Source organism: Tenacibaculum sp. M1.3A (assembly GCF_057732375.1).
Window position 1 is genome coordinate 1 of record NZ_JBYJEF010000003.1, and the last position, 26,244, is coordinate 26,244.

24 protein-coding genes are annotated in these 26,244 nt (G+C 31.5%); 12 read left to right on the forward strand and 12 right to left on the reverse strand.

Features of this window, described 5'->3' with window-relative positions; translation table 11 throughout:
• Positions 1 to 405 precede the first annotated feature (405 nt).
• From thrS to AC28QF_RS05335, 5 genes are all read left to right on the forward strand, one after another.
• Positions 406 to 2,352, forward strand: a complete 1,947-nt coding sequence (gene thrS / locus AC28QF_RS05315) for a threonine--tRNA ligase (RefSeq protein WP_488201232.1) — start codon at positions 406 to 408, stop codon at positions 2,350 to 2,352.
• A gap of 72 nt (positions 2,353 to 2,424) precedes the next feature.
• Positions 2,425 to 2,943, forward strand: coding sequence for a translation initiation factor IF-3 (gene infC, locus AC28QF_RS05320; protein WP_315945378.1), 519 nt, complete (start codon positions 2,425 to 2,427; stop codon positions 2,941 to 2,943).
• A 48-nt stretch (positions 2,944 to 2,991) separates the two neighbouring features.
• Positions 2,992 to 3,189 (forward strand): 50S ribosomal protein L35, encoded by a 198-nt coding sequence (gene rpmI / locus AC28QF_RS05325; RefSeq protein WP_315944450.1) that lies wholly within the window; start codon positions 2,992 to 2,994, stop codon positions 3,187 to 3,189.
• Positions 3,190 to 3,294: 105 nt separating this feature from the next.
• Positions 3,295 to 3,639 carry a 50S ribosomal protein L20 gene (gene rplT / locus AC28QF_RS05330; RefSeq protein WP_483704800.1) on the forward strand — a complete coding sequence of 115 codons (345 nt, stop codon included), beginning with the start codon at positions 3,295 to 3,297 and terminating at the stop codon, positions 3,637 to 3,639.
• A 93-nt stretch (positions 3,640 to 3,732) separates the two neighbouring features.
• Entirely contained in the window at positions 3,733 to 4,332 is a 600-nt protein-coding gene (locus tag AC28QF_RS05335; protein WP_488201231.1) for a hypothetical protein, read from the forward strand.
• Positions 4,333 to 4,405: 73 nt separating this feature from the next.
• On the opposite strand, the gene AC28QF_RS05340 is transcribed toward AC28QF_RS05335, so the two are convergent.
• Positions 4,406 to 6,082, reverse strand: coding sequence for a formate--tetrahydrofolate ligase (locus AC28QF_RS05340; RefSeq protein WP_488201230.1), 1,677 nt, complete (start codon positions 6,080 to 6,082; stop codon positions 4,406 to 4,408).
• A 206-nt stretch (positions 6,083 to 6,288) separates the two neighbouring features.
• On the opposite strand from AC28QF_RS05340, the gene secDF reads away from it, so the two are divergent.
• The 4 genes from secDF to AC28QF_RS05360 all read left to right on the forward strand — a co-directional run bounded on the left by secDF (position 6,289) and on the right by AC28QF_RS05360 (position 12,259).
• Complete coding sequence (gene secDF, locus AC28QF_RS05345) at positions 6,289 to 9,267, forward strand: protein translocase subunit SecDF (protein WP_488201229.1); 2,979 nt, start codon at positions 6,289 to 6,291, stop codon at positions 9,265 to 9,267.
• Positions 9,268 to 9,354: 87 nt separating this feature from the next.
• A complete protein-coding gene (locus tag AC28QF_RS05350; RefSeq protein WP_488201228.1) occupies positions 9,355 to 10,473 on the forward strand; it encodes an adenylate kinase in 1,119 nt (372 codons plus the stop codon).
• Positions 10,474 to 10,598: 125 nt separating this feature from the next.
• Positions 10,599 to 11,588, forward strand: coding sequence for a GTPase ObgE (gene obgE / locus AC28QF_RS05355; protein WP_488201227.1), 990 nt, complete (start codon positions 10,599 to 10,601; stop codon positions 11,586 to 11,588).
• Positions 11,589 to 11,656: 68 nt separating this feature from the next.
• Positions 11,657 to 12,259, forward strand: a complete 603-nt coding sequence (locus AC28QF_RS05360; RefSeq protein WP_488201226.1) for a hypothetical protein — start codon at positions 11,657 to 11,659, stop codon at positions 12,257 to 12,259.
• A 15-nt stretch (positions 12,260 to 12,274) separates the two neighbouring features.
• On the opposite strand, the gene AC28QF_RS05365 is transcribed toward AC28QF_RS05360, so the two are convergent.
• From AC28QF_RS05365 to surE, 5 genes are all read right to left on the reverse strand, one after another.
• Positions 12,275 to 12,745 carry a C40 family peptidase gene (locus tag AC28QF_RS05365; RefSeq protein WP_488201225.1) on the reverse strand — a complete coding sequence of 157 codons (471 nt, stop codon included), beginning with the start codon at positions 12,743 to 12,745 and terminating at the stop codon, positions 12,275 to 12,277.
• 3 nt (positions 12,746 to 12,748) lie between these two features.
• Positions 12,749 to 13,264 (reverse strand): C40 family peptidase, encoded by a 516-nt coding sequence (locus AC28QF_RS05370; RefSeq protein ID WP_488201224.1) that lies wholly within the window; start codon positions 13,262 to 13,264, stop codon positions 12,749 to 12,751.
• A 79-nt stretch (positions 13,265 to 13,343) separates the two neighbouring features.
• Positions 13,344 to 14,453, reverse strand: a complete 1,110-nt coding sequence (gene lpxB, locus AC28QF_RS05375) for a lipid-A-disaccharide synthase (RefSeq protein WP_488201223.1) — start codon at positions 14,451 to 14,453, stop codon at positions 13,344 to 13,346.
• A gap of 12 nt (positions 14,454 to 14,465) precedes the next feature.
• Positions 14,466 to 14,753 carry a hypothetical protein gene (locus tag AC28QF_RS05380; RefSeq protein ID WP_488201222.1) on the reverse strand — a complete coding sequence of 96 codons (288 nt, stop codon included), beginning with the start codon at positions 14,751 to 14,753 and terminating at the stop codon, positions 14,466 to 14,468.
• Complete coding sequence (gene surE, locus AC28QF_RS05385) at positions 14,741 to 15,511, reverse strand: 5'/3'-nucleotidase SurE (RefSeq protein ID WP_488201221.1); 771 nt, start codon at positions 15,509 to 15,511, stop codon at positions 14,741 to 14,743. Before surE ends, AC28QF_RS05380 begins: the two co-directional genes overlap by 13 nt.
• 361 nt (positions 15,512 to 15,872) lie before the next feature.
• On the opposite strand from surE, the gene AC28QF_RS05390 reads away from it, so the two are divergent.
• Positions 15,873 to 17,993 carry a carboxy terminal-processing peptidase gene (locus tag AC28QF_RS05390; RefSeq protein WP_488201220.1) on the forward strand — a complete coding sequence of 707 codons (2,121 nt, stop codon included), beginning with the start codon at positions 15,873 to 15,875 and terminating at the stop codon, positions 17,991 to 17,993.
• A 105-nt stretch (positions 17,994 to 18,098) separates the two neighbouring features.
• On the opposite strand, the gene AC28QF_RS05395 is transcribed toward AC28QF_RS05390, so the two are convergent.
• Complete coding sequence (locus AC28QF_RS05395) at positions 18,099 to 18,893, reverse strand: DUF2797 domain-containing protein (protein WP_488201219.1); 795 nt, start codon at positions 18,891 to 18,893, stop codon at positions 18,099 to 18,101.
• Positions 18,894 to 18,959: 66 nt separating this feature from the next.
• Between AC28QF_RS05395 and AC28QF_RS05400 the strand changes: the two genes are divergently transcribed.
• The gene (locus tag AC28QF_RS05400; RefSeq protein ID WP_488201218.1) at positions 18,960 to 20,468 is read left to right on the forward strand and encodes a GH3 auxin-responsive promoter family protein; all 1,509 of its coding nucleotides are present in this window, start codon (positions 18,960 to 18,962) and stop codon (positions 20,466 to 20,468) included.
• A gap of 2 nt (positions 20,469 to 20,470) precedes the next feature.
• Here the strand turns inward: AC28QF_RS05400 and AC28QF_RS05405 are convergent, their stop codons facing one another.
• The 5 genes from AC28QF_RS05405 to AC28QF_RS05425 are packed head-to-tail and all read right to left on the reverse strand — an operon-like array spanning position 20,471 to position 25,021.
• Entirely contained in the window at positions 20,471 to 20,935 is a 465-nt protein-coding gene (locus tag AC28QF_RS05405; protein ID WP_488201217.1) for a hypothetical protein, read from the reverse strand.
• A 35-nt stretch (positions 20,936 to 20,970) separates the two neighbouring features.
• Entirely contained in the window at positions 20,971 to 22,224 is a 1,254-nt protein-coding gene (locus tag AC28QF_RS05410) for a tetratricopeptide repeat protein (protein ID WP_488201216.1), read from the reverse strand.
• Between the two features lie 8 nt (positions 22,225 to 22,232).
• The gene (locus AC28QF_RS05415) at positions 22,233 to 23,738 is read right to left on the reverse strand and encodes an energy transducer TonB (protein WP_488201215.1); all 1,506 of its coding nucleotides are present in this window, start codon (positions 23,736 to 23,738) and stop codon (positions 22,233 to 22,235) included.
• Positions 23,735 to 24,100 (reverse strand): BlaI/MecI/CopY family transcriptional regulator, encoded by a 366-nt coding sequence (locus tag AC28QF_RS05420; RefSeq protein WP_488201214.1) that lies wholly within the window; start codon positions 24,098 to 24,100, stop codon positions 23,735 to 23,737. The genes AC28QF_RS05415 and AC28QF_RS05420 overlap by 4 nt, the downstream gene beginning before the upstream one ends.
• Positions 24,101 to 24,103: 3 nt before the next feature.
• On the reverse strand, positions 24,104 to 25,021 hold the full coding sequence (locus tag AC28QF_RS05425) for a hypothetical protein (protein WP_488201213.1): 918 nt from the start codon (positions 25,019 to 25,021) through the stop codon (positions 24,104 to 24,106).
• 578 nt (positions 25,022 to 25,599) lie between these two features.
• On the opposite strand from AC28QF_RS05425, the gene AC28QF_RS05430 reads away from it, so the two are divergent.
• On the forward strand, positions 25,600 to 26,100 hold the full coding sequence (locus AC28QF_RS05430) for a DUF456 domain-containing protein (RefSeq protein WP_488201212.1): 501 nt from the start codon (positions 25,600 to 25,602) through the stop codon (positions 26,098 to 26,100).
• Positions 26,101 to 26,244 lie beyond the last annotated feature (144 nt).

A 26,244-nucleotide genomic window follows, 5' to 3' on the forward strand; every position in this document is an offset into this window, starting at 1 on the left:
GTATTTTCAAGAACTTTTAGAGTATCTCACTCGTGCTTTATAACACTCGTTTTTCCCTTAGCGGGTGCAAATATAGACTGCTTTTATTACATAACAACTACCTTTATCTACCTTTTTTTTAAGTATTATTTTTAGCGCTGTTTTCTAGTTACTTAACACCTGTTTTAATCTTGTCTTTTATTGTTTTATTATTAAATTGTACTTCGCGTGAGGGATTGAACGACTTGTTTGAGCTCTTTTTACCTTTTTTGGTAAAAAAGCGAGTAGTGAAAGCCCGACAATTTTAAAGAAATTGACACGCCATAAAAATAGCACTCATATATATTGTATTAAAAATGCTTTTGCAATATCTTTGTCTTTTGAAAATTCTCACTTGTAAGGGAATTAAACATAACCTAATATATAATGATTAAAATTACATTACCTGACGGAAGCGTCAAAGAATTTGAGAAAAACAGCACATCAATGGATGTTGCTAAAAGTATAAGTGAAGGGTTTGCTAGAAATGTTATTTCTGCGAATTTTAATGGTATAACTATTGAAACCACTACTCCGCTTACGACAGATGGTTCTTTAATACTATATACCTTTAATGACGAAGGTGGTAAGAAAGCTTTTTGGCATTCTTCTGCGCACGTGTTAGCTCAGGCTATTTTAGAGTTTCACCCAAATGCTAAATTAACAATAGGACCAGCAATTGATAATGGTTTTTATTATGACGTTGATTTAGGAGAGGGAACTATTTCTGATAAGGATTTCTCTGCTATTGAAAAGAAGTTTTTAGAATTTGCTAGAGGAAAGCATGAGTTTAAATTACGTTCTATTTCTAAAGCAGATGCCCTAGCCTACTATAAAGAGGAAGGAAATGAATACAAAGTTGAATTAATTGAAAATTTAACTGACGGTGACATTACTTTTTGTGACCATAGTGACTTTACTGATTTATGTAGAGGTGGACATGTTCCTAACACTGGAATACTAAAAGCCATTAAAGTGATGAGTGTTGCTGGTGCTTATTGGAGAGGCGACGAAAAGAATAAACAATTAACACGTATATATGGGATCTCTTTTCCGAAACAAAAAATGCTTACGGAGTATTTAGAGTTATTGGAAGAGGCTAAAAAACGTGATCATAGAAAACTAGGTAAAGAATTAGAGTTATTTACATTCTCTCAGAAAGTAGGAGCTGGTTTACCTTTGTGGCTACCTAAAGGAGCTGCTTTACGAAATCGCTTAGAAGAGTTTTTAAAGAAGGCTCAAAAGAAAGCTGGTTACGAAATGGTAATGACTCCGCATATCGGACAAAAGGAACTATATGTTACTTCTGGACATTATGAAAAATATGGAGCTGACAGTTTTCAGCCAATAAAAACTCCCAAAATGGATGAAGAGTTTTTGTTAAAGCCTATGAACTGCCCACATCACTGTGAGGTTTACAACTTTAAACCACACTCTTATAAAGATTTACCAAAACGTTTTGCTGAATTCGGAACTGTATATAGGTACGAACAAAGTGGAGAATTACATGGATTAACTCGTGTAAGAGGTTTTACACAAGATGATGCTCATATTTTTTGTACACCAGAGCAATTAGATCAAGAATTTAAAGACGTTATTGATTTAGTACTATATGTATTCAAATCTTTAGGTTTTGAAGATTTTACCGCGCAGGTTTCTATTAGAGACATGGCGAACCCTGATAAATACATAGGAGATGTTAAAACTTGGGAACTTGCTGAACAGGCAATTATAAATGCAGCAACAGACAAAGGTTTAGATTTTGTTATTGAAGAAGGTGAGGCAGCCTTTTACGGACCGAAATTAGACTTTATGGTAAAAGATGCTTTAGGTAGAAGTTGGCAACTTGGAACTATTCAGGTTGATTATAATTTACCAGAACGTTTTGACTTAAATTACAAAGGAAGTGACAACGAATTACATCGTCCGGTGATGATTCACCGCGCACCTTTTGGCTCGATGGAACGATTTATTGCTGTGTTATTAGAGCATACAGGGGGTAATTTCCCTCTTTGGTTAACTCCAGAGCAGGTTATTATACTGCCAATCAGTGAGAAATATCAAAAATATACTAAAAAAGTTTTAACTTTGTTAGAAAATTCCGAAATTCGCGCCCTGGTAGATAACCGAAGTGAGAAAACTGGAAGAAAGATTCGTGACGCTGAAGTAAGCAAAATTCCGTTTATGGTAATTGTTGGTGAAAAGGAAGAACAAGATGGCACGGTATCTGTAAGAAAACACGGAGAAGGAGATATAGGAACATTTACAATAGAAGAGTTTATATCTCTAATACAAAAAGAAGTTAGTGAAGTATTGGTTCCTTTTGGAAACTAAAAAATAAATAATAATTTAAATATATAGGTCATAGCAATTAGAAGAAGAGGCGGACGTAGACCGCTCAGAGTAATCAAAGAAGATCAACATAGAATTAATGATAAAATTAAATATGTTGAGGAAGTTCGTCTTGTTGGCGAAAACATCGAAGTAGGTGTTTATGCTTTGGAAAAAGCCAAAGAAATAGCACGTGAGCAAGAGTTAGATTTAGTTGAAATTTCACCTAAAGCCGTACCTCCTGTTTGTAAAGTTATTGATTATAAAAAGTTTTTATACGAACAGAAAAAACGTGATAAAGCTTTAAAATCAAAAGCAACTAAAGTTATTGTAAAAGAGATTCGTTTCGGACCTCAAACTGATGAGCATGATTATGAGTTTAAAAAGAAACATGCAATTAAGTTTTTACAAGACGGTGCAAAGTTGAAAGCATTTGTTTTCTTCAAAGGACGTTCGATTGTTTTTAAAGAACAAGGGCAAATTTTATTATTGAAATTAGCTCAAGAATTAGAAGATTACGGTAAGGTAGAGCAAATGCCTAAGTTAGAAGGAAAACGTATGATTATGTTTCTTGCTCCTAAAAAGAGTAAGTAAACTAAAAATCGTTCATAATATATAAGCAAGATAAACTAAAAAACAAAGATGCCTAAAATTAAAACAAAGTCTAGTGCCAAGAAACGTTTCAAGTTAACTGGTTCTGGAAAGATCAAAAGAAAGCACGCGTTCAAAAGCCATATCTTAACAAAGAAGTCTAAAAAACGTAAGCTTGCTTTAACTCATGCAACATTAGTACACAAGTCTGATGTAGCAAACATTAAGCAACAATTAGTTTTAAGATAATATCTTAACCTAATTTGTTAGCCAGGGAATTTAATTATTAACCATGGAGTTAGGCTCAATTAAGTGTCGATATTCGGTCGCCTACTACAAAAAACCATTTGAATTATGCCAAGATCAGTAAATTCAGTAGCCTCAAGAAAAAGAAGAAAAAAAATCTTGAAGGCAGCAAAAGGTTACTTTGGAAGACGTAAAAACGTTTACACAGTAGCAAAAAATGCGGTAGAAAAAGCGATGACATATGCTTATCGTGACCGTAAAAACAATAAGAGAAACTTCCGTTCATTATGGATTCAACGTATTAACGCTGGAGCTCGTCAGTTTGGAATGTCTTATTCTCAGTTTATGGGGAAAGTTAAAGCTAACAACATCGAATTAAACCGTAAGGTTTTAGCCGATTTAGCTATGAACAACCCAGAAGCTTTTAAGGCCATTGTAGAAAAAGTAAAATAAGTTTCATATACTTGCTTATACTAAAAACCCAAACTTAAACGTTTGGGTTTTTTTAAACCTATAATATTCAATATTTACATAAAATTCTCATCTATGAAAACTTTAAGAATTCTATTTTTAATTATCATAACACAAAACATTACGGCACAAAGTCGTTTATCTAAAAGTCAAGTAGATTCTTTGCCTAATACTATAGAAAATCAGTTTACAAAAATTTACAGACTATCTAATAACTGGCAAGAGTACAAAATGATTAAAAGAACTCAATTTGTGAGTTTTGAAAAAAATATACTTGATAGTGTTTCTGCTATTAAGAAAGACCTATTTACAAAACAGCTTAAAATAAACGAGCAATTAAAAAACTATAATTCTTTAAAAGAAGAAATCACAACATTAAAGGATAATTTATCTGTATCTCTTGAAAAAGAAGATGCTATTTCTTTTTTAGGAATTCCTTTAAACAAAGCAACCTATAATACTATTCTTTGGAGTATTATTGGTGGTTTACTAATTGGGTTGGCTTTTTTTATTTTTAAGTTTAACGGAAGCTACTCTATTACTAAAGAAACAAAAGATTTATTGGTTGATGTTGAGCATGAATTTGAACAGTACAAAAGAAGCTCTATTGATAAAGAACAGAAGTTAAGACGTCAGTTACAAGATGAAATTAACAAACAACGTGGTGTGAATTAATTTTCAGTCTGATATAAAACAACAAACCCCAAATTAAATAACTCGTGGTTTGTTGTTTTTAATTGAGGCTTGTTTATGACAACCCTGAAATTACTCCATTACTATCGATACTCATATTCTCGGAAGCTGGTGTTGCCGGTAAACCAGGCATGCGCATCATTTTACCTAAAATAGGAATTACAAATTGTGCACCTGCTGCAATCTCTATTTCACGAACATTAATAGTAAAACCCTCTGGTCTTCCTATCAACTTATCATCATCAGAAAAAGATTTTTGTGTTTTTGCCATGCAAACTGCAAAATCATTAAACCCTAATCTATCAATTCTTCTTAAATTTAATTCTGCTTTTTTATCATAAGTAACAGCATCGGCACCATAAATTTCTTTTGCTATTATTTCAATTTTATCTTTTACAGGACTTTTCCAATCATATAAAGGTTTAAATTGTGCTGCTTTGTTTTCTACAACATTAACCACAGCTTTTGCTAAGTTTTTAGTTCCTTCTCCTCCTTTTGCCCAGCCTTCAGAAACTACAGCTTCAACACCTAGTTTTTTGCAAGCATCAATTACAAAACTTACTTCTTCATCAGAATCAGAAATAAATGAGTTGATTGCAACCACTGGTTCGATATTAAATTTACGAATATTCTCGATATGCTTTTCTAAATTTTTAAATCCGTCTTTAACCCTTTCTAAGTTTGGCGTATTATATTCTTCTTTCTCCGCTCCACCATGATGGCGCAATGCTCTAATAGTTGCAACCAACACTACACACTTCGGATTTAATCCTGCGTATGCAGATTTAATATTTAAAAACTTCTCTGCTCCTAAATCTGCTCCGAAACCTGCTTCTGTAACTACATAATTAGATAATGACAAGCCCATTTTAGTCGCAATAATCGTATTAGTTCCTTGTGCTATGTTTGCAAAAGGACCTCCATGAATAATTGCAGGATTTTCTTCTAGCGTTTGTACTAAGTTTGGTTTAATGGCATCTTTAAGTAAAATAGCCATTGCATCTTGAGCCTTTAAATCAGCGGCAAAAACAGGCTTTTTATCAAAAGTAAATCCTATAAATATATTTCCTAATCGCTTTTTTAAATCATCAAAATTCATCGCCATACAAAGTATTGCCATTACTTCGGATGCTGGCGTTATGTTAAAACCATCTTCACGAGGAATACCGTTTCCAGTACCTCCTAAACCAATCGTTATTTGACGCAGCGCACGATCGTTCATGTCGATAACACGTTTCCACAAAATAGTGCGCGGGTCTATATTTAGATTGTTCGTTTGGCTTTGCAAATTATTATCTATCAAAGCTGCTAATAAATTATTTGCTTTCTCAATGGCATTAAAATCACCCGTAAAATGCAAATTGATATCTTCCATTGGCACTACTTGCGAATAACCACCTCCAGCAGCTCCACCTTTAATTCCGAATACTGGTCCTAACGAAGGCTCTCTTAAAACCACAGTAGTTTGTTTGCCTATCTTATTTAATCCTTCTGTTAACCCGATAGAAACTGTCGTTTTCCCCTCTCCTGCAGGTGTTGGTGTTAATGCAGTTACTAAAACTAAATTATTTTCCTTTATTTTATCTTCATCAATTAAATGCAAAGGCAATTTAGCTTTGTATTTACCATACATTTCTAAATCATCTTCTTGTACCTTTAGCTTATTAGCTATGTGCTTAATATGCTGTAAATCTTTTGCTTGTGCAATTTGTATATCGCTTAAATTTGCCATAGCTACTTATATTATTTTTAGTTATTGATTATTATAAAACAAGAAAGTAAATGTACATAATATAATCCCTACAAAAACTGACATTTATTAGCTTTATATAACTAAACTTAGTAGATTCAGATAAATATGATAAAAGAATTGGCAAATCTTTTTTGAAATACTATATTTGCACGTTTTAAAAAAGAACTCGAATTAAACTATTATAGATGCAGAACAAAGGTCTTATTAAATTATTTGCTGTCCTTTTCGGATTAGTAAGCTTGTACCAACTGTCGTTTACATTTTTTGCTAATAAAGTAGAAGATAGCGCAAAGGTATATGCAAAGGAAAACGTTAAAGATAACAACGGTAGAGAGTTAGCTAGATTTGAGAGGAAATATCTTGATAGTGTTGCTAATGATAAAGTAGTAAATTTAGGTGTTGCTGAGTACTCATATAACGACATTAAAGAGCGTGAAATGAACCTTGGTTTAGACTTAAAAGGTGGTATAAATGCTATTTTACAAGTATCTGTAAAAGATATTTTAGTTGCTTTAGCAAATAACTCTAATAACACCGTTTTTAGAGAAGCTTTAGAGAAAGCTAACGAAGCTCAAAAAGCAAGTCAGGATAATTACTTAGATTTATTTTTTAGCGAATTCGAAACATTAAGTAACGGAACCGTTAAATTAAGTGATCCTGCAATATTCGGAACAAAGTCTTTACGTGAAAAAATCGACTTTAATAAAACGAATGCTGAAGTAAAAGAAGTTCTTCAACAAGAAATTAATACCTCTATCAATACGTCTTTCGAAGTATTACGTAGCCGTATTGATAAATTTGGTGTAACACAACCAAATATTCAACGTATTGGTAACTCTGGTAGAATTCAAATTGAATTAGCAGGTGCTAGAGATATAGAACGTGTTACTAAATTAATTACAAGTACTGCTGAATTACAGTTTTGGGAAGTATATACCAATGCTGAAGTTCAAAACTTTTTCTTTGCTGCAAATGCAAAGGTTGCTGAATTGTTAAAAAATGATTCAACTACCGAAAAAGTTAAAGACTCTACGAAAGCAGATAGTATCGATGATTTATTAGGTGCATCTGCTGATTCAACTAAGGTTGAAAATCAAAAAAACTTATTTACGTACTTGTTTCCTAACGTAGCTCAAAACCAACAACAAATGAGCTCTTTAGTTGCACAAGCTAGAGTACAAGATACATCTAAAGTAAACAGTTTACTTGCTGATAAAAGCGTAAGAGCTTTATTACCTACTAATTTAAAGTATGTTAAATTTTTATGGGATTATAAAGCACAACCTAGTGCTGATGGAGCTGCTGAAATTATTGGTTTATATGCCATAAAATCTAACAGAAACGACAAACCAGCTATTGATGGTGATGTAATAGCTGACGCAAAACAAGATTATGATGAATTAAGCAAACCTGTTGTTTCTATGACTATGAATGGTGTAGGATCTAAAAAATGGGCTAAATTAACTGGTGATAATACTGGCCGTTTTGTAGCTGTTGTATTAGATGATTATGTATATACTGCACCATCTGTTCCTGGGGCAATTACTGGAGGAAGTACTCAGATTTCTGGAGGAACGATGACAGTTGAAGAAGCTCAAGATATTTCTACAGTATTAAAAGCTGGTAAATTACCTGCTCCTGCAAGAATTATTCAAATGGAAGTTGTAGGACCTTCATTAGGTCAAGAATCTATTGATGCAAGTATCTGGTCATTCGGATTAGCAATCTTATTAATATTAATATGGATGTTTTTATACTACGGTAAAGCGGGTATTTATGCAAACATTGCATTATTAGTAAACATCTTATTTATCTTCGGATGGTTAGTTTCATTTAATGCGGTATTAACATTACCTGGTATTGCTGGTATTATCTTAACCATAGGTATGTCGGTAGATGCAAACGTAATTATTTTCGAAAGAATTAAAGAAGCCTTAAGAGGTGGTAAAAGTTTAGATACAGCAGTTAGTGAAGGATTTAGTTTTAAAGGAGCTTTATCTGCAATTATCGATGCAAACATTACAACCTTCTTAACAGGTCTTATCTTATTTATATTTGGTACAGGACCAATTAAAGGTTTTGCTTATACTTTAATGTTAGGTATTGCAACTTCATTATTTACTGCCATTTTTATTACTCGTTTATTTATAGACGGATCAGTAAATAAAAAAGCGAACTTAACTTTTAATACAAATATTTCTAAAAACTGGTTTAACAATATCAATATCGAATTCTTAAAGAAACGTAAGTTAGCTTACATCATTTCTGGATTCTTTATTCTTGCTGGTTTAGTTTCTATCTTTACTTTAGGATTAAAGCAAGGAGTAGATTTTAAAGGAGGTCGTTCTTATGTTGTTCGTTTCGATCAGCCAATGAACGCTACTGAAGTTGCTGCTTCTTTACAAGGTACTTTTGAAGCTGCTCCTGAAGTTAAAACGTACGGTTCTGATAATCAGTTAAAAATAACTACAGCTTTTAAAATTGATGAAGAAGGTACTGAGGTTGATGAACAAGTTCAGAATGCTTTATTCACCGGGTTAAAATCTTATTTAGGTACTACTTCTTACGAAGGCTTTAAACCTGGATTTGAAAAAGCTGGTAGCGGAATTATGAGCTACATGAAAGTAGAGCCAACCATTGCTGATGATATTAAAAAATCTGCATTATGGGCGGTAATCGGTTCGTTACTTGTAGTATTCTTATACATCTTATTACGTTTTAGAAAAATGTCTTACTCTATTGGTGCAGTAGCAGCAGTATTCCACGATGTATTAGTGGTATTAGGAGTATTTTCTATCTGTTACAAGTTCATGCCTTTTGATATGGAAATCGGACAATCATTTATCGCAGCTATCTTAACAGTTGTTGGATACTCATTAAATGATACCGTGGTAATTTTCGATAGAATTAGAGAATATGCAGGAGAAAGCAAAACATTTACTGCTGGTTTAGTAGACAAAGCATTAAGTAGCACTTTAGGAAGAACCATAAATACCTCTTTAACTACATTATTAGTAATGTTAGCTATCTTTTTCTTCGGAGGAGATTCTATTAAAGGATTTATGTTCGCATTAATCGTAGGTGTAGTTGTAGGTACGTATTCATCATTATTCGTAGCAACGCCAATTATGTTTGATGCCTCTAAAAAAGAAGACAAAGAGTAACATTCTTATATAGATTACAAAAACCGTTTTGAATAATATTCAAAACGGTTTTTTCATTTACAATCAAGCAACTATCTTTGCAGTCTGATGAAAATTACAAAACTCCACGATTTATATTTTAAAGAATTCATTTCTTCAAATGAAATCTCAACGATTGCTAAAAACTTAGCACAACAAGTAAGAGCAGATTTACCAAAAAATGAAGTTCCTTTATTTATTGGTATTTTAAACGGATGCTTTGTTTTTACTGCCGATTTTTTACGTGCATACAAAGGCGATTGTGAAATTAGTTTTGTAAAATTAGCTTCGTATGAAGGAACAACATCAACAGATGATGTAAAAAAATTAATCGGTATTAATGAAGATGTAACTAACCGTACGGTTATTATATTAGAAGATATTATTGATACTGGCACAACGTTACAGGAGATTTACGAAATCTTCAAAACAAAAAACATAAAAGAATTAAAAATAGTAACACTTTTTTACAAGCCAGATGTATACCGAAAAGAGCTACCTATAAATTATATCGGAAAGAGTATTGAAGATAAATTTATTGTAGGTTACGGTTTAGATTACAAAGGTTACGGTAGAAATTTGCCTGCTATTTACCAATTAACAACACAACCTAAAATGAAAAACATCGTATTATTTGGCCCTCCAGGTGCCGGAAAAGGAACACAAGCCGATTTATTAAAAGAAAAGTATAACTTAGTTCATATTTCTACTGGTGATGTTTTCCGTTTCAATATCAAAAATAAAACGGAACTAGGCTTACTTGCTAAAACGTATATGGATGACGGAAATTTAGTTCCGGATGAAGTAACCATTAATATGTTAAAAGCAGAAGTAGAAAGAAATGCAGATGCAAACGGATTTATTTTTGATGGTTTTCCTAGAACAGAATCACAAGCAGAGGCTTTAGATACTTTTTTAGGTGAAAAGAACGAACGAATTAACGGAATGGTTGCGTTAGAGGTTTCTGAAGACTTATTAGTTGATCGCTTATTAGAAAGAGGAAAAACAAGCGGTAGAACTGATGATACTGATGAAAGTAAAATTAGAAATCGTTTTAACGAATACAATACAAAAACAGCTATTTTAAAAGACTATTACCAAGAACAAGGTAATTATTACGGAGTAAACGGTGTAGGATCTATAGAAGAGATTACCCAACGTTTATCAGACGTATTTGATACATTATAAGACAAACGTCATTCCGAATGAAATGTAGGAATCTCTAAACAGTTTATTTCGAAATTAGCATTTCTCGTAATGGCGTCAATTAACTTAGTTCTGTTTAAATAAAAACAGAAAACAACTTAGAAACAATGACTGAAGGAAATTTTGTTGACTATATAAAAATCTACGCATCTTCTGGTAAAGGAGGTCGAGGATCAGTACACTTACATCGTGAGAAATTTATTACTAAAGGTGGACCTGATGGAGGTGACGGTGGTCGTGGAGGTCACATTATTTTACGTGGTGATAAAAGTATGTGGACACTTTTTCACTTAAAATTTAAACGTCATTTTAGAGCAGAACCGGGTGGTGATGGTAGTGCGAGTCGTAGTACTGGACATGATGCAAAAGACATTATTGTTCCTGTACCATTAGGAACTATTATTCGTGATGCTGATACTGACGAAATTTTGCACGAAGTTACGCACCACGATCAAGATATTACCTTACTACAAGGTGGTAAAGGTGGTCTTGGTAACTGGCACTTTAAATCGTCAACAAACCAAGCTCCGCGTTATGCACAACCTGGTATTGATGGTGTAGATGGATGGTTTCGTATAGAACTTAAATTATTAGCGGATGTTGGTTTAGTTGGTTTTCCTAATGCAGGTAAATCTACTTTACTATCTGTATTAACAGCTGCAAAGCCAAAAATTGCTGATTATGCTTTTACTACTTTAAAGCCTAACTTAGGTATTGTAGAGCATCGTAATCACAAGAGTTTTGTAATGGCAGATATTCCTGGTATTATTGAAGGAGCTGCTGAAGGGAAAGGATTAGGACATTATTTTTTACGTCATATAGAACGTAACTCAGCCCTATTATTTTTAATTCCTGCGGATAGTGATGATATTAAAAAGGAATACGAAATTCTGTTAAACGAATTACGCAAACACAATCCTGAATTGTTAGATAAAGATCGTTTATTAGCCATTTCTAAGTCTGATATGTTAGACGACGAACTAAAAGAAGAAATAAAACAAGACTTACCTGAAGGTATCGATGCCTTATTTATATCATCTGTAGCCCAATTAGGTTTACAAGAATTGAAAGATAAATTATGGGATGTATTAAATTAAAATAATAGTTTTATTGTATGCTAGATCCTAAATCTAGCATACAATAAATTAAGAAAAATTAACAACAAATGACAAGGAATAAATTATTATTACTTTTTTTTTGCATTAGTTCATCCTTTTGCTTTTCTCAGTATGACTGGACAGATGGTGAAATAAATCTAAAAAACGGAAAAACAATTTCTGGACTGATAAAAATCCCCATAATTTCTAAGAACTTTGTTAATTTTAATGGTAAATCAAAAGTTAAGCTAAAGAACAAAATAACAGGTAAAAAAACTAAATTTGAAGAACATCAAGTAGAGTTAATAAAATTTAACTATTCTGACTCTGAAGTAGCTTACTACAAGTATATTGCTGTTTCAAAAAAAAAGAGAGAAATCTTTTGTTTAATTTCTTCAGGAAATGCAACTCTTTATGCTAGAACTGTTGGCACGACTTCATCTAACCCTGGAATGACATCTTCTCATAGCATAAATGAATTTTATATCCAAAGAGATAATGAGAGTATTGCCACTCCATTAATTACGGCTAGGCCTTCTAGGTCATTTAGAAAAAGAGCTATTAAATACTTTAATGACTGTCCTTCATTAGTTAAAAAATTAAAAAATAGAGAACTTTCGAAAAAAGACATTATAGAAGTTATCAATCAATATAATAATTGTTCTTTATAACCTTTCTAAAACAATCTATAATACTCGCCTCGCTTTTACAAACTCATTTTTCCAATACCTTTCATTCATGGAAGAAGTGATTACGCCTTTTGATGTGGTAGAATGCATAAAAAATATTTCATCATTCTTTATTGAAGTTATCAAGCCAACATGGTTTATTTTACCTTTTAAACGTGCAATATCAAAAAAAAGTAAATCACCTACTCTAACATCAATTAAAGCAATCTCTTTCCCTTTTACACTCATGGCTTTTGATGAACGTGGTAATTTAACCCCAACTTGTTTAAACGATGTATGCACAAGCCCCGAACAGTCCATTCCGTTTTTGGTTGTTCCACCTGCTTTATAAGAAACACCCGCATACGAATTGGCTATTTCTAATAATTTATTAATTTTAGTGTTTGCTGTTTTATCGTTTCCTTGAATCGAAAATCTAAAAATAATAAACACCATAATCATAATAAATAATAGTAGGTTTTTTTTCATTTCTTATAAAATTCTTTTAGCCTTTATAAATGCTTTTTTCCAGTAATCACTATACAGCGAAGTAACAAGAACTCCGCGAGAAGTTGTTGAGTGTATAAACTTAATATTGCCGTTATCTATAGATGTTACCAAACCCACGTGATTAACTTTACCTCTTTTTCTAGAAGTTTTAAAGAATAATAAATCTCCTCGTTTTACTTTACGCAAAGAAATATCACGGCTTTTACTGTACAACTCTCCAGATGTTCTTGGTACGGTAACATTACGTTGTTTAAATGATGTATAAATTAAACCAGAACAATCCATACCTCTTCTGGTCATTCCTCCATACCTATAAGGAACCCCTTTATAAGTTACTGCTGTCCAAACCACTTTATCTGCAATTGTTGGATTTTTTAGTGAACTAGCGGTTTTATTCTTTACTATTTTAGGCTTTTTATAAGTACTTATATTTTTTGATGATCCACATGAAACCATTAAAAAAGAAAGTAGTATTATATAGATTGATTTTTTTATCATATTATTATCAAATCGAGCGCAGTCGAGATTTAATTCTACCTATTTTTATATCTCTCGACTGCGCTCGAGAAGACATACATTATTGCAACCCGCTTACAATTAATTTTGCTGTTTTTTCAGAAGCTCCTTTACCTCCTAATTTTTGTTCTAAATCGAAATATGACAAGAACAATTCTTCTCGGTGTTTAGGTTCTAAAATATGCTTTAACTCCTTTGCAAGATTCTTTTTGGTAAAATCATTCTGAATTAATTCAGTCACCACCTCCTTATTCATAATTAAATTCACCAACGAAATATACTTTAAAGTAATAATACGTTTTGCTATTTGATATGAAATATTGCTCCCCTTATAACAAACTACTTGCGGTACTTTAAACAATGCTGTTTCTAAAGTTGCCGTTCCTGATCCTACTAAAGCTGCATGCGAAATACTTAATAAGTCGTATGTTTTATTATTAACAAACTTAACGTTAGCATCTCCTATAAACTCTTTATAAAACTCATAAGGCTGACTCGGAGCTCCGGCAACTACAAATTGGTAATTAGAAAAATCACTTACCAAAGAAAGCATTACAGATAACATTTTTGTTATTTCTTGCCTTCTACTACCAGGCAACAAAACAATAATCTCTTTGTTTCCTAAATTATGTTGCTCTCTAAAATCTTTTATGTTTACTTGCTTTCTTCCTGCAATCCCATCAATTAACGGATGCCCTACAAAATGCACATTATAATTATATTTTTGATAAAATTCTTTTTCAAACGGAAGAATTACAAACATAGCATCAACATCACGCTTTATATCTTTTACCCTTCCTGATCTACTTGCCCAAACTTGTGGAGAAATGTAATAATTGGTTTTAAAACCCTGTTGTTTTGCCCATTTTGCTATCCGAAGATTAAAACCTGAATTATCAATTAAAATTAACACATCTGGCTTAAAATTAGCAATGTCTTTTTTACAGAAAGACAGCATTCCCACTATCTTTCGCAAATTCATTAACACTTCTAAAAACCCCATAAAAGCCCTTTCTTTATAGTGCTTTACAAGCTTACCTCCTACTCCTTGCATTAAATCACCTCCCCAAAAACGAATTTCTGCGGATGGATCTTCTTTTAATAAAGCTTTCATCAAGTTAGCACCGTGTAAATCACCCGAAGCTTCACCTACAAGAATGTAATATTTCATGAGTAGTAATTGTTATATAAATTTTAAAACAAGGGTTATTAAAGCAACAACGATTGTTGTCATTAAAACTCCTCTTGCTCTATAATCTTGATTCTTTTTTAAAAACACCCAAAAAACAAATAAATTAGGAATTGCAGCCAATGCCAAAACGGGTCCAAAAACACCACCTTCTATAACTTTTTTAAATGTTTCTGCCATTGTATCGTCCGATATAAATTCTAAATAAATAAAAAGACCACACAAAGTTGCTACTATAGATGTTAAAACGCCTATTACAACTTCTTTACTTATATGTCCCATGAGTTTAATTTTTGAATTGCATGATGTGCCGTCATATCAAAATGTACAGGAACCATTGAAATAAATCCGTTTTCTAACGCCCAAATATCTGTATCTTGCCCTTTATCTCTGTTTACAAATTCTCCAGACAACCAATAATATTCTTTACCATACGGACTCTTGCGTTTATCGAAATTTTCTTTCCAAAAACCATTTGCTTGGCGACAAACACGTACTCCTTTAATATCGTCTTCTTTTAACTTCGGAATATTTACATTTAACACCACGCCATCTGGCAAGCCGTTTAATAAAACATTCAATACTATTTTTTCTATATATTTTTTTGCTGCTCTAAAATCTGCATGCCAATCAAAATCTAATAACGAAAAACCTATTGCCGGAATTCCTTCAATACCCGCTTCTACCGCTGCACTCATCGTACCAGAATAAAGAACATTAATTGATGAATTTGCGCCATGATTAATTCCTGAAACACATAAATCTGGCGTGCGATTTAGAATCACATTTTTTGCCATTTTTACACAATCAGCTGGTGTACCAGAACAACTGTATTCTATCTGCGGACCATCATCAATTGTAATAGGATTGCAATGTAAAACATTGTCTACCGTAATTGCATGTCCCATTCCGCTTTGTGGTCTATCGGGGGCAACAACAACTACGTCGCCAATTTTATTCATTATTTCTATCAACATACGAATACCTGGTGCGGTAATTCCGTCGTCATTTGTTACCAAGATTAAGGGTCTTTCTTGCATAGTGTGTTAGTTTTACAACAAATGTAACATAAAAAAAGCACTATTATTTTAACATTTTTTAAAGACAGAATCCTTTATTTTATGCGTAAAATTGTAGTAATCAAACACAAACAACATGGTACGATTTATTGTTTATTTAACTATTTTTATAATATCTATATTTTTTTCGATAGTTATCAGTTAAAAAACAGCTATTAATTATAATAATACCATTTTCTATTAATAATTTAAGTTTTAAAAAAGATCAATCAAATCCATTAAATTATTTAAAAAAAACACCCTAAAAAATGCTGCAATTAAAAATTGGCATTATTTTAGTAGTTTAGTAATACCTAGTACATAATTAAAAGACAGAAGATATATGAAGACGAAATTTATCATTCCTTTTTTAGCAATTACCCTATTATTTTCAAACGCAACTTATTCGAATACGGCTTCCGATCCAGATCCTGATAAAGACAGAGTAATTGTATATGTTTTAAAAAATATTTTAAGCAGGTATCATTATGTTCAAAAAGAACTAAATGATGATTTCTCTGAACATGTTTACAATACATTTATTGATGGTTTAGATCCTAATAAAAGATATTTTACGCAAGAAGATTTAAAAGAATTTTCTCAGTTTAAATATCAAATAGACAATCAATTAAAAGATACTAAAATTGATTTTTATAAATTAGTATACAATCGATTTTTAGCAAAACTAGCTACCGCAAAGGATAATTACCGTGCATTATTAGCGCAACCTTTTAATTATAAAAAAAATGAAGCTATTGATGTTGATTACGACAAAATACCATTTGCTAAAAATGAAAGTGAATTAGTTGATTATTGGAGAAAACAGTTAAAACTTTCTATTTTAAGCAGAATTGAAGATGCTGAAGACTTACAAAATGGTAAAGCTAAAAAAGACACAACTTTTAAAAAGAAAACATTTATAGAACTTGAAAAAGAAGCAAGAAAAGATGTTTTAAAGAACATGAATGAATTATACCAACGTATTGATGAACTAGAAAACTCAGATTGGTATTCTACTTTCTTAAATAGTGTCGTTAGTGGTTTCGATCCGCATACAACATATATGTCTCCTCGTACTAAATCTCGTTTCGATCAAGAAATGTCAGGTAAATTAGAAGGTATTGGAGCGCGTTTACAGAAAAAAGGAATGTATACACATATTATTGAACTAATTTCTGGAGGACCAGCTTGGAAACAAGGCGATTTAGAACCTGAAGATATTATTTTAAAGGTGGCACAAGGAGATGCAGAACCTTTAGATATTGTTGGTATGCGTTTAGATGATGCAATTAAATTTATCAAAGGTAAAAAAGGTACAGAGGTTCGCTTAACAGTTAAGAAAAAAATTGATGGTTCAACTAAAGTAATCCCTATTATTAGAGATGTTGTTGAATTGGATGAGACTTTTGTAAAATCGAGTATTGTTGAAAAAAATGGTGAAAAATATGGAGTTATAGATTTACCAAGATTTTACATTGATTTTAATGACTTAAGCCGCAGAGATGCCGCAAAAGACATGGAGAAAGAAATTGAGCGATTAAAAAGCGAAAACGTAAAAGGATTAATTGTTGATTTACGTGATAATGGTGGTGGCTCTTTAAAAACTGCTATTGAAATAGGTGGATTATTTATTGAAAAAGGACCAATTGTACAAGTAAAGTATAGAGATGAAGCTCCTTTAGTGAAAAATGATACAGATGCTAAAATTCAATGGAACGGACCTTTAGTTGTAATGGTGAATGAATTTTCTGCTTCGGCTTCTGAAATTTTTGCTGCTGCAATGCAAGATTATAAGCGTGGTGTAATTATAGGTGGTAAACAAACTTATGGTAAAGGAACCGTACAAAACGTGTTGCCTATTAACCGTTTTTATGAAAAATACCCGAGTGATTTAGGTGCGTTGAAAATGACTATTCAAAAATTTTATAGAATAAACGGTGGATCTACTCAAATTGAAGGTGTGTATTCAGATATATCATTACCTACAAGATATAGTTACATGAAGTTTGGTGAACGTGATTTAGATGGTGCTTTACCTTGGGATAAGGTAGAACAAGCTAAATACAGTACAACAAACTCTTACAGTAACTTTGGTGATGTTGTTTATAAAAGTCAACAACGTGTACTTAGTGATGAGAAATTCAAGAAAATTAATGAGTATGCTAAATGGTTAAAGAAAAATCAAGAAGAAAGAATCTATTCTTTAAAATATAGCAGTTATAAAAAAGAAAGTGAGGATAAATTAAAAGAAGCTAAACAGTTTAAAGACCTTTATAAATTTGATTCTAACTTAACTTTTAACTCACCAAAATACGAGCTAAACTTATTTACAAAAGATACTGTTTTAAAAGAAAAACGTGTTGTATGGCATAAGAACTTAAAAAAAGATATTTATTTAAACGAAGCACTTAATGTGCTGAGTGAATTAAAAATGAATAAAAATTATACCATTGTAAAACAATAAAAAAAGCAGCCTACGGGCTGCTTTTTTTTATTATAGCTGTTTCAAATTATAATCTAACGTCATTCTGAAACCGATTACGAAGCTCATCATAACAGTAATTACTTACTAAATCAACTCTAATTTTACAACCAAACCTTCGTTAGCTCTAACGTTAAAAACAGTTTCATCTTCAAAAATTAAATACTGCCCTTTAACACCTACTAAAACACCTGTGTAAGTTTGTGATTTTACAATATTTAAACTTTTAGGTTTTAATGGATATTTAGCAACAGGGAAATTAATAATAGTCTCTTTATTATTTTCTATAATATACTCTTGCGCCTCTGCAGGTATAAATTCTAATAGTTTTTCTTGCCAAGAAACTAAACTTTCATCTACAACATCATTCTTAAGCATTTTTCGCCAATTGGTTTTATCGGCTACATGCTCTTTTAAAGCAACTTCTGTTATTCCCGCTAAATAACGATTAGGAACCTCAACAATTTCAATTGCTTCATGTGCACCTTGATCTATCCAACGTGTTGGCACCTGCTGTTTTCTAGTAACACCTACTTTTACATTACTAGAGTTTGCTAAATAGACAATATGCGGTTTTAATTGCACTTTTTTCTCATACTCTAAATCGCGATCTTCAATTCCTAAATGCGCTTTACTTAATTCAGGTCGCATAATCCAATCTCCAGCATTTGGTGTTTCAAAAAAGCAACTTTTACAAAATCCTTGGCGGTATACCTCTTTTTCTAAATGACAGTTTAAACACTCATAGTTAACAAAACTTAATGTGATGCTTTTATGTAGCAACTGATTCATATTTATAAAATCAGATTTCATATCTAAATAATACTGAACTGTGTCTAAATTTTCAGTTGTCATTTTTTTTAAAACTCCTTGGTATTGCATGTCTTAAATTTTATTACTTTTAGCTTCACAAACTTACAGTAAAAAAATTAAATTAAGAGCTAATCTATGTCGTTTCCATTTATAAATTCTATCATTTCTTGGTTTTTAAAAAAGCGTAAACATCAAGTAGAACTGTTTTTAAAATATCCTATTGATGTACAAAACGAACTGCTACAAAAATTACTAAATACTGCCAAGAATACCGAATTCGGAAAACAACATTTTTTTAAATCAATACATAATTATTCTGATTTCTCATCCAGAGTTCCTATTCAAAAATACGAAAGTATAGAGTCTCTTATTGAGCGTTGCAGAAAAGGTGAACAAAATTTATTTTGGCCTACACCCATTCATTGGTTTGCAAAAAGTAGCGGAACTACCAATGCTAAAAGTAAATTTATACCTGTTAGTGATGAAGCACTAGAAGGCTGTCATTTAAAAGCCGGAAAAGACATGTTGTGTTTATATATTAATAATAATGAAGACACACAGATGTTTAAAGGTAAAGGATTAAAACTAGGCGGCAGTACGGCTATTTACGAAGACAACAATTCTTATTTCGGCGATTTATCTGCAATTATAACCGAAAATCTACCTTTTTGGGCCGATTTTAGCTCTGCTCCTAGTCAGGAAGTTTCTTTAATGGCTGAATGGGAAACTAAAATGGAAGCTATTATTGATGAAACTATCGATGAAAACATTACGAGTTTAGTTGGTGTTCCTAGCTGGATGTTGGTTTTATTAAATCGTGTTTTAGAAAAAACAGGAAAAGACAATATTTTAGAAGTTTGGCCTAACTTAGAAGTGTATTTTCATGGTGGCGTAAACTTTAGTCCATACCGTGAACAATATAAAAAACTCATTCCGAAAAAAGATTTCAAATACTATGAAACCTATAACGCTTCAGAAGGTTTTTTTGGAATTCAAGACAGAAATAATTCTGATGAAATGCTACTAATGTTAGATTATGGTATTTTTTATGAGTTTATTCCGATGAACACTTATGACGGAGAAAACTCAACTGCAATTTCACTTTCCGAAGTTAAAAAAGGCGTAAATTATGCCATTGTAATTACTACAAATGGTGGTTTATGGCGTTATTTAATTGGCGACACAATTAAGTTTACATCAACAGATCCGTATCGCATTAAAATTACTGGGCGTACCAAACATCACATTAATGTTTTTGGCGAAGAACTAATTATCGAAAATGCTGAAAAAGCATTAAAAGCTGCAAGTGAAAAAACTGATGCAAATATTAAAGATTACACAGTTGGTCCTATTTTTATGGATGGTAAAAAAAGTGGCGGTCATGAATGGATTATTGAATTTAGTAAAGCACCTAAAAACCTTAAATATTTTACCGAATTACTAGATAACTCTTTAAAAACTATCAATTCAGATTACGAGGCTAAACGCTACAACAATTTAACATTGGCAATGCCGATTATACATGAAGCTCGTGAAAATTTATTTTACGATTGGCTACGAGAAAAAGGAAAACTTGGCGGCCAACATAAAGTACCTCGTTTATCTAATAAACGTGATTTTGTTGAAGAATTGTTAAACTTATAAGTTTAATAAACCTCAACTTTTAAAGGTAATTGATATTGTGTAGTCACCGGAATACCTCTTTTAAAAGCAGGAGTAATTCTGGGTAATTTCTTAATAGCGCTTCTTAAAACGCTATCTAATTTAGGTAGCTGATTTTTAATAGCTATCGATGCTGTAATTTTTTTAAGTCTAAAGCTTCCTTTGTTGTCAATTAACAAATCAATTAAAACAGTTTCATTAATAGCTTGTTCGGTTACAAAGTTACACGTTATTAAAGAAGCTTGCATTCTTTTATGTATCTCTTCACCAAAACAAACGCTATTTTTTTTAATTGATAAATTTTTACAGTTTTTAAAAGTCGGAGAAACATCTACCGTCAAATAATCAATAACAGTATTTAAGTTGTGATTTTCATCATCTTCTGATAAAAAATCACAACTTAAACTCGTGAAAATCACTATAAAAAAAATCGCATAAAAAAACCGCATCTCCCTGATTTTGAAATGAAAGTACAAAAAATGATTTACTCTAGCAGTTCTCCTTTTAAGAAATAAAACTTTTTTATTTCTTTAAGTCGCACTTTTACCTGACTCGTTAGTAAAGAATCTTTAGTTACGAACTTCTTCATATAATTTTTATAATACTTATACGCTATTTTCTTATCCTTATAAAAACTTTCTGAAGTATTTGCTAACTGAAATAATGCTCTGTAATTCTTAAAATTTTCTTCGTACGCATCTCGGTAAGCATTCATTTCTTCTTTTGGCTTGCCTAATTCTTTATAAGCTCTTGCTAATTGATAATATTCTGTATCACGCGCTTCTTTACCTACATATGTTGCAAACCAATAATTAAAACGAGCACTTTTATAGTCTTTTTCAGCAAAATCAATATCTCCTAAATATGTGTATGATTTAAAATCGGCTCTATCAATTTTTAATGCTTCCTTAAAATTATCTCTTGCTTTTTCGTAATCTTTCAGCTTTAAAAAACTGCGCCCTAACATCTTTTTGGTATAATGTTCGTTCGGTTCTAATGAATCAATTTTCTCTAACAAGTCAATTGCATCCTCATACTTTTTGCTTGTATATAATTTATTAATTTTTAATTTATTTAAAGCAATATGTTTCGAGTTTACTTTTAAGCCTTTATCTATAAAAATACTTGCCGAATCTTTATCTCTTAAAAGCGTGTAAGCAACCGCTAATTGATGAATTGCTTTTATATGTTCGTTGTCGTTTTTATAAGTTGCTAAAAAACTATTAATTTTTAAATCTCTCTTTTTTAATAACGCATATACAATTGCCATTTGGTAATGATAATTTGCATTGCTCTCATCCTTTTTTAGTAGCTTCTCAAGAATATACTTTGCTTTCGTAGGTTTTTTTGTTTGTAAATACAGTTTTCCTAATTGATAATTTATTAATAAATTATCAGGATCGGCTGTTCTAATTTCTTCAAAAACTGTAATCGCTTTTTGTAACTTTTTTTCTTTCTGATAGCTTTTTCCTAAAGCTACTTTAACCGAATACTCGTTGTTTAGCAACAGTGCTTTTTCGTAATATTTAGATGCTTCTTTATAGTTATCTATCGAACTATAAATAGTTGCCATTCTTTTAGTTGATTGATAACTTTCTGGTAATTTTTTAAGTTGCACTAATGCTTTTTGATAACGCCCAATATGTACCAAACTATCTACAGAAATAAAAGTCGAGGTTTGCGCCCCGACTTTTAAAAATGAAATAATAAGAACAATAGTTAAAATTTTCTTTTTCATAGTTAAAATTATTCTATCACAAATGTTATTGGTAATGTATAACCAACTCTTACTTTTTCACCTCTTTGTTCTCCTGGCTTCATTTGTGGTAACTTCTTAATCATTTCCATTGCAGCTTCTTTTAACTTCGGATGTGGTGCTCTTGCTTTTACATCTGTAATGCTACCATCTTTATCTATTTTAAACTGTACATAAATTCTTTTTTTCCCTGATTTCAATCCTAAAGTATTTGCTAATTTGACATCAAAATTTTCTCTTACAAATTTCATCATGCTTTTATTCAAACAACTTTTATCTCCTTCTTCACAACCAGGAAAAGTTGGTGCTTTTTCTATGATTGAAAACGGAACGTCTTCGCCGTATTCTTTAGTTTCTTCTACTATTTGTATCTCAACAATATCAAAAACAATCATTTTTCTATTATTAAAACCCTCATGAATTTTGAGACTTAACGGTGGGTTTTTTGATTCTAGTTTATTTTTTAACTCTAGATATTCTTCTTTTTCTTTAACAGTAAGATCTTTAATTGTTAATTCTTTTGTACTAATTCCTTTACCTCCAAAATAAACATCCATATAAGTTTCTTCTGGTGCTATACTTGGCTCTTTTTCTAAATCCGTATATACTTTTCTTTTTTCTAACTTAGATTCTACAGAAACCTCTTCACTATCACTACATGCTGTATACAACACCATACTTGCCAATAACGGTATTAATAATGAATACTTTAACTGCTTTACTTGTTTTGATTTTTCTTTTGTCATCATAATAACTCTTTTTTTAATTAGTGAATGTTTGTAAAATTGATTTACGAATGAGATATTTTCTACCTGAAAAATATCAGATAATAAATTGTTGATGTAATTTTCTTTTTCAGTTGATTTCGTTACTACATCGTCTGAAATATATTCGTGTACCAACGATATACGGTTTTGATACACATACACCATCGGATTAAACCACATGAATATTCTTAAAAACTCAAAAAACAATAAATCGAAGGTGTGTTTTTGTGTACTATGTACTAACTCGTGTTCAATTATCTTTTCTTGTTTCGCAGCCGGAATTCCTTTTCCTAAAAATATATAGTTAAAAAATGAAAATGCTTTGGCGTTTTTAGGCAACAAAACTAACTTATATGTCTGTTTATTTTCACTTCCGTATTTAAAAATCAAACGAACTATTCGCTGTAGTTTTATAATAAAAATGGCTAAAAACAGTAAACTCCCCGCTACAAATAAAACATCTAAATAATTTATAGATTGATACCAAACTGCTTTTTCTAATACACTTTGTGGGGACAAAACTACTTCGGGTAATAAAATGGTGTATTCTAACGGAACTACTTTTTGTATGGTTGGTATTTTAAAAAGCGGTAATAAAAATGAAATAACCGACGTGCTTAATAAATACCACCTGTTTTTAGTGAAAAAAGTTTCTTTACTTAAAAAGAAATCATAAACGGCAACAAACAATGTTTGAAATAAGATGACTTGAATTATATAGTTTATCATGGCTTTTTGTTTTTATTAGCTTCTTTTAAAATGCTTTCAAGCTCGTTAATGTTCATTTCGTTTTCTTTCATAAAAAACGACACCATACTTTTAAATGATCCTCCAAAATAACCGTCCATTAACTTATGTAAACTTTGGTTACTGTATGACGATTTTTCTATTAACGGATAATACACATAACCTCTACCTTTCGTTTTATGCCCTACAAATTCTTTGGTTTCTAAAATTCTGATAATTGTAGAAACCGTATTGTATGCCGGTTTTGGCTCTGGTAATTCTTCTATCACACTTTTTACGGATGCTTCTTGCAATTGCCATAAAACTTGCATTATCTGTTCTTCTGCTTTTGTTAATTGTTTCATCTGTTATTTTTTACTTAACCAGAACACTAAGTTTCTGATAAATTCTACATTATTGGGTGCACTTTCTGCATGGAATCCAAACTTATAAGTCCCCGTATTATTTGTTATTGTCTGAGCCGTAAACATTGCTGCTTCTCCAAAAACTGCTATTTTTCCTTTTCCGTGTGTTAAAATTGCTCCTTGGTATTTGTCTCTTAAATCGTGTCTTGGAGTTTCATCATTAAACTGCCAAGCAATTGCTGGCGCTAAACAATAATCATCTTTTTTAAATTTTAAAATTCCGTTTGCTGTATTCGGAATTGTAAAAGCCGAGCCTGTAAAAGTTGTTATCGCATTTATTTTTTCACCTAAAATTCCGTTTGTAATTTCTGAGCTGATCAAACGCTCGTTATCTTCCGAAAAAACATCAGGTAAGTTTCTTTCTTCTTTTTGTAAATAAGCAAAACCATCGCAAAAATTAAAACCAAAAGCATTTGCTAAATTGTTTGCTGCTCCGGCAAAAGGCATGTGATCTGCAATTAATAATAAGCTACCTCCTTTTTTAACCCAATTTTTTATAAAGGCAATTTCCGTTTTAGTAAATGCGCTGTGAATTGGCTTTCTCCAATTCCTAACATTTTTTTGATGAACAGGATTTGCAATTACTAGCATATCATTACTCTTTAATTTTTTTAAATTGATGATACTATCTACTTTATAACCATCGGCAGTTAATAAATCAGTAAAAGGTTTAAACCTCCCTTCTTTTTGATGAAAATTTTGATGTGTTTGATCTATATATATTGTAGGCCCTGTTGATTTTAAATACCTTGGGTTTTTAATTTTCGGCACATCGATATTAGCAGCTCTTTGTTGTGAAAAACAAAAACTTGTTAAAAAAATCATTAAGAAAACTATATTATGCTGCCCTATTATTTTCATTTTACCACGTTTAACTTTTCAAATATAACTAAAAAATTAGTTTAAACTAATTTTTTAGTTATAAGTAAATGTAACAAACAATTATTGTATTCGTCTTATAGTGTGTAAGTAAGGGTTTGTTTAAAAAAACAGCCTCCTGTTTTTTTAAACAATAACCAATGCCTATATTTATTCTATAATGAACTTTCATAATAAATGACTCACATTGTGCATTATGATAAAACGCTGTCAATTCAGGTGAGTTTCACGATTGGAATGAGTCAAATTTGTATCGAGAATATGATTTTTACTTCGTACTCATTATGCATTATTATAAAACGCTGTCAATTCAAGTGAATTTTACGATTGGAATGAGTCAAATTTGTATCGAGAATATGATTTTTACTTCGCATGCTTGTTCTCTATACAATTTTATACCGTTATCACTTTATAAAACCACTCGAACTGACATTTTAAAAACGTCTATAAATAAAAATGTAAAATTGGCTAAATAGCATATTATGATGGGATGAAAAAAAAGTTTAAATTAACACAAGCTGAATTAGTATTAATTTAGAGACAATGAAAAAAATTAAATTATGGATATATTTCTAGCCATTCTCGGCTTCTGTTTTGTGTGTTTAGGAATTATCGGTTCTTTCCTGCCTATTCTGCCAGGGCCAATTACAAGTTGGATTGGCTTGTTATTATTACATTTAACAAACGCTGTTCCGCAAAACTGGACTTTCCTTGGAATTACCTTAGCGATTGCTATCATAATTTTTATTCTTGATTATTTTATTCCCGCTATGGGAACAAAACGCTTTGGAGGAACTAAATACGGAGTGTACGGTACAACGATCGGACTTATTATAGGATTGCTGTCTCCTATTCCTTTCGGAATTATAATTGGTGCTTTTTTCGGTGCACTTATTGGCGAGTTACTTTTTGATAGCAAAGATACCAACAGAGCTATTAAAGCTTCCTTCGGTGCTTTATTAGGTTTTCTTACCTCTGCTTCTATTAAATTCTCAATAGCTTTTATTTATTTTATCTTGTTTTTTACGACACTTTGGGAATATAAAAGCTCATTTATATAATGCTTTATACTTAATAAATATACCTAGCCCCGATTGTAGCATTTGTTTGAGCTCCTCGCAGAGAGCGAGTGCGGAAAGCGGGAAATAGCTTCATAAAAAAAGTGAAACCTTAAATTTAGGGCAAAAAAAAAGCAACCCATCTCA

Excerpts from the sequence above, each read along its gene's own strand:
- thrS (WP_488201232.1), top strand. The coding sequence starts at position 406 with ATGATTAAAATTACATTACCTGACGGAAGCGTCAAAGAATTTGAGAAA.
- rpmI (WP_315944450.1), top strand. The coding sequence starts at position 2,992 with ATGCCTAAAATTAAAACAAAGTCTAGTGCCAAGAAACGTTTCAAGTTA.
- rplT (WP_483704800.1), top strand. The coding sequence starts at position 3,295 with ATGCCAAGATCAGTAAATTCAGTAGCCTCAAGAAAAAGAAGAAAAAAA.
- AC28QF_RS05335 (WP_488201231.1), top strand. The coding sequence starts at position 3,733 with ATGAAAACTTTAAGAATTCTATTTTTAATTATCATAACACAAAACATT.
- AC28QF_RS05340 (WP_488201230.1), bottom strand. The coding sequence starts at position 6,082 with ATGGCAAATTTAAGCGATATACAAATTGCACAAGCAAAAGATTTACAG.
- secDF (WP_488201229.1), top strand. The coding sequence starts at position 6,289 with ATGCAGAACAAAGGTCTTATTAAATTATTTGCTGTCCTTTTCGGATTA.
- AC28QF_RS05350 (WP_488201228.1), top strand. The coding sequence starts at position 9,355 with ATGAAAATTACAAAACTCCACGATTTATATTTTAAAGAATTCATTTCT.
- obgE (WP_488201227.1), top strand. The coding sequence starts at position 10,599 with ATGACTGAAGGAAATTTTGTTGACTATATAAAAATCTACGCATCTTCT.
- AC28QF_RS05360 (WP_488201226.1), top strand. The coding sequence starts at position 11,657 with ATGACAAGGAATAAATTATTATTACTTTTTTTTTGCATTAGTTCATCC.
- AC28QF_RS05365 (WP_488201225.1), bottom strand. The coding sequence starts at position 12,745 with ATGAAAAAAAACCTACTATTATTTATTATGATTATGGTGTTTATTATT.
- AC28QF_RS05370 (WP_488201224.1), bottom strand. The coding sequence starts at position 13,264 with ATGATAAAAAAATCAATCTATATAATACTACTTTCTTTTTTAATGGTT.
- lpxB (WP_488201223.1), bottom strand. The coding sequence starts at position 14,453 with ATGAAATATTACATTCTTGTAGGTGAAGCTTCGGGTGATTTACACGGT.
- AC28QF_RS05380 (WP_488201222.1), bottom strand. The coding sequence starts at position 14,753 with ATGGGACATATAAGTAAAGAAGTTGTAATAGGCGTTTTAACATCTATA.
- surE (WP_488201221.1), bottom strand. The coding sequence starts at position 15,511 with ATGCAAGAAAGACCCTTAATCTTGGTAACAAATGACGACGGAATTACC.
- AC28QF_RS05390 (WP_488201220.1), top strand. The coding sequence starts at position 15,873 with ATGAAGACGAAATTTATCATTCCTTTTTTAGCAATTACCCTATTATTT.
- AC28QF_RS05395 (WP_488201219.1), bottom strand. The coding sequence starts at position 18,893 with ATGCAATACCAAGGAGTTTTAAAAAAAATGACAACTGAAAATTTAGAC.
- AC28QF_RS05400 (WP_488201218.1), top strand. The coding sequence starts at position 18,960 with ATGTCGTTTCCATTTATAAATTCTATCATTTCTTGGTTTTTAAAAAAG.
- AC28QF_RS05405 (WP_488201217.1), bottom strand. The coding sequence starts at position 20,935 with ATGCGGTTTTTTTATGCGATTTTTTTTATAGTGATTTTCACGAGTTTA.
- AC28QF_RS05410 (WP_488201216.1), bottom strand. The coding sequence starts at position 22,224 with ATGAAAAAGAAAATTTTAACTATTGTTCTTATTATTTCATTTTTAAAA.
- AC28QF_RS05415 (WP_488201215.1), bottom strand. The coding sequence starts at position 23,738 with ATGATAAACTATATAATTCAAGTCATCTTATTTCAAACATTGTTTGTT.
- AC28QF_RS05420 (WP_488201214.1), bottom strand. The coding sequence starts at position 24,100 with ATGAAACAATTAACAAAAGCAGAAGAACAGATAATGCAAGTTTTATGG.
- AC28QF_RS05425 (WP_488201213.1), bottom strand. The coding sequence starts at position 25,021 with ATGAAAATAATAGGGCAGCATAATATAGTTTTCTTAATGATTTTTTTA.
- AC28QF_RS05430 (WP_488201212.1), top strand. The coding sequence starts at position 25,600 with ATGGATATATTTCTAGCCATTCTCGGCTTCTGTTTTGTGTGTTTAGGA.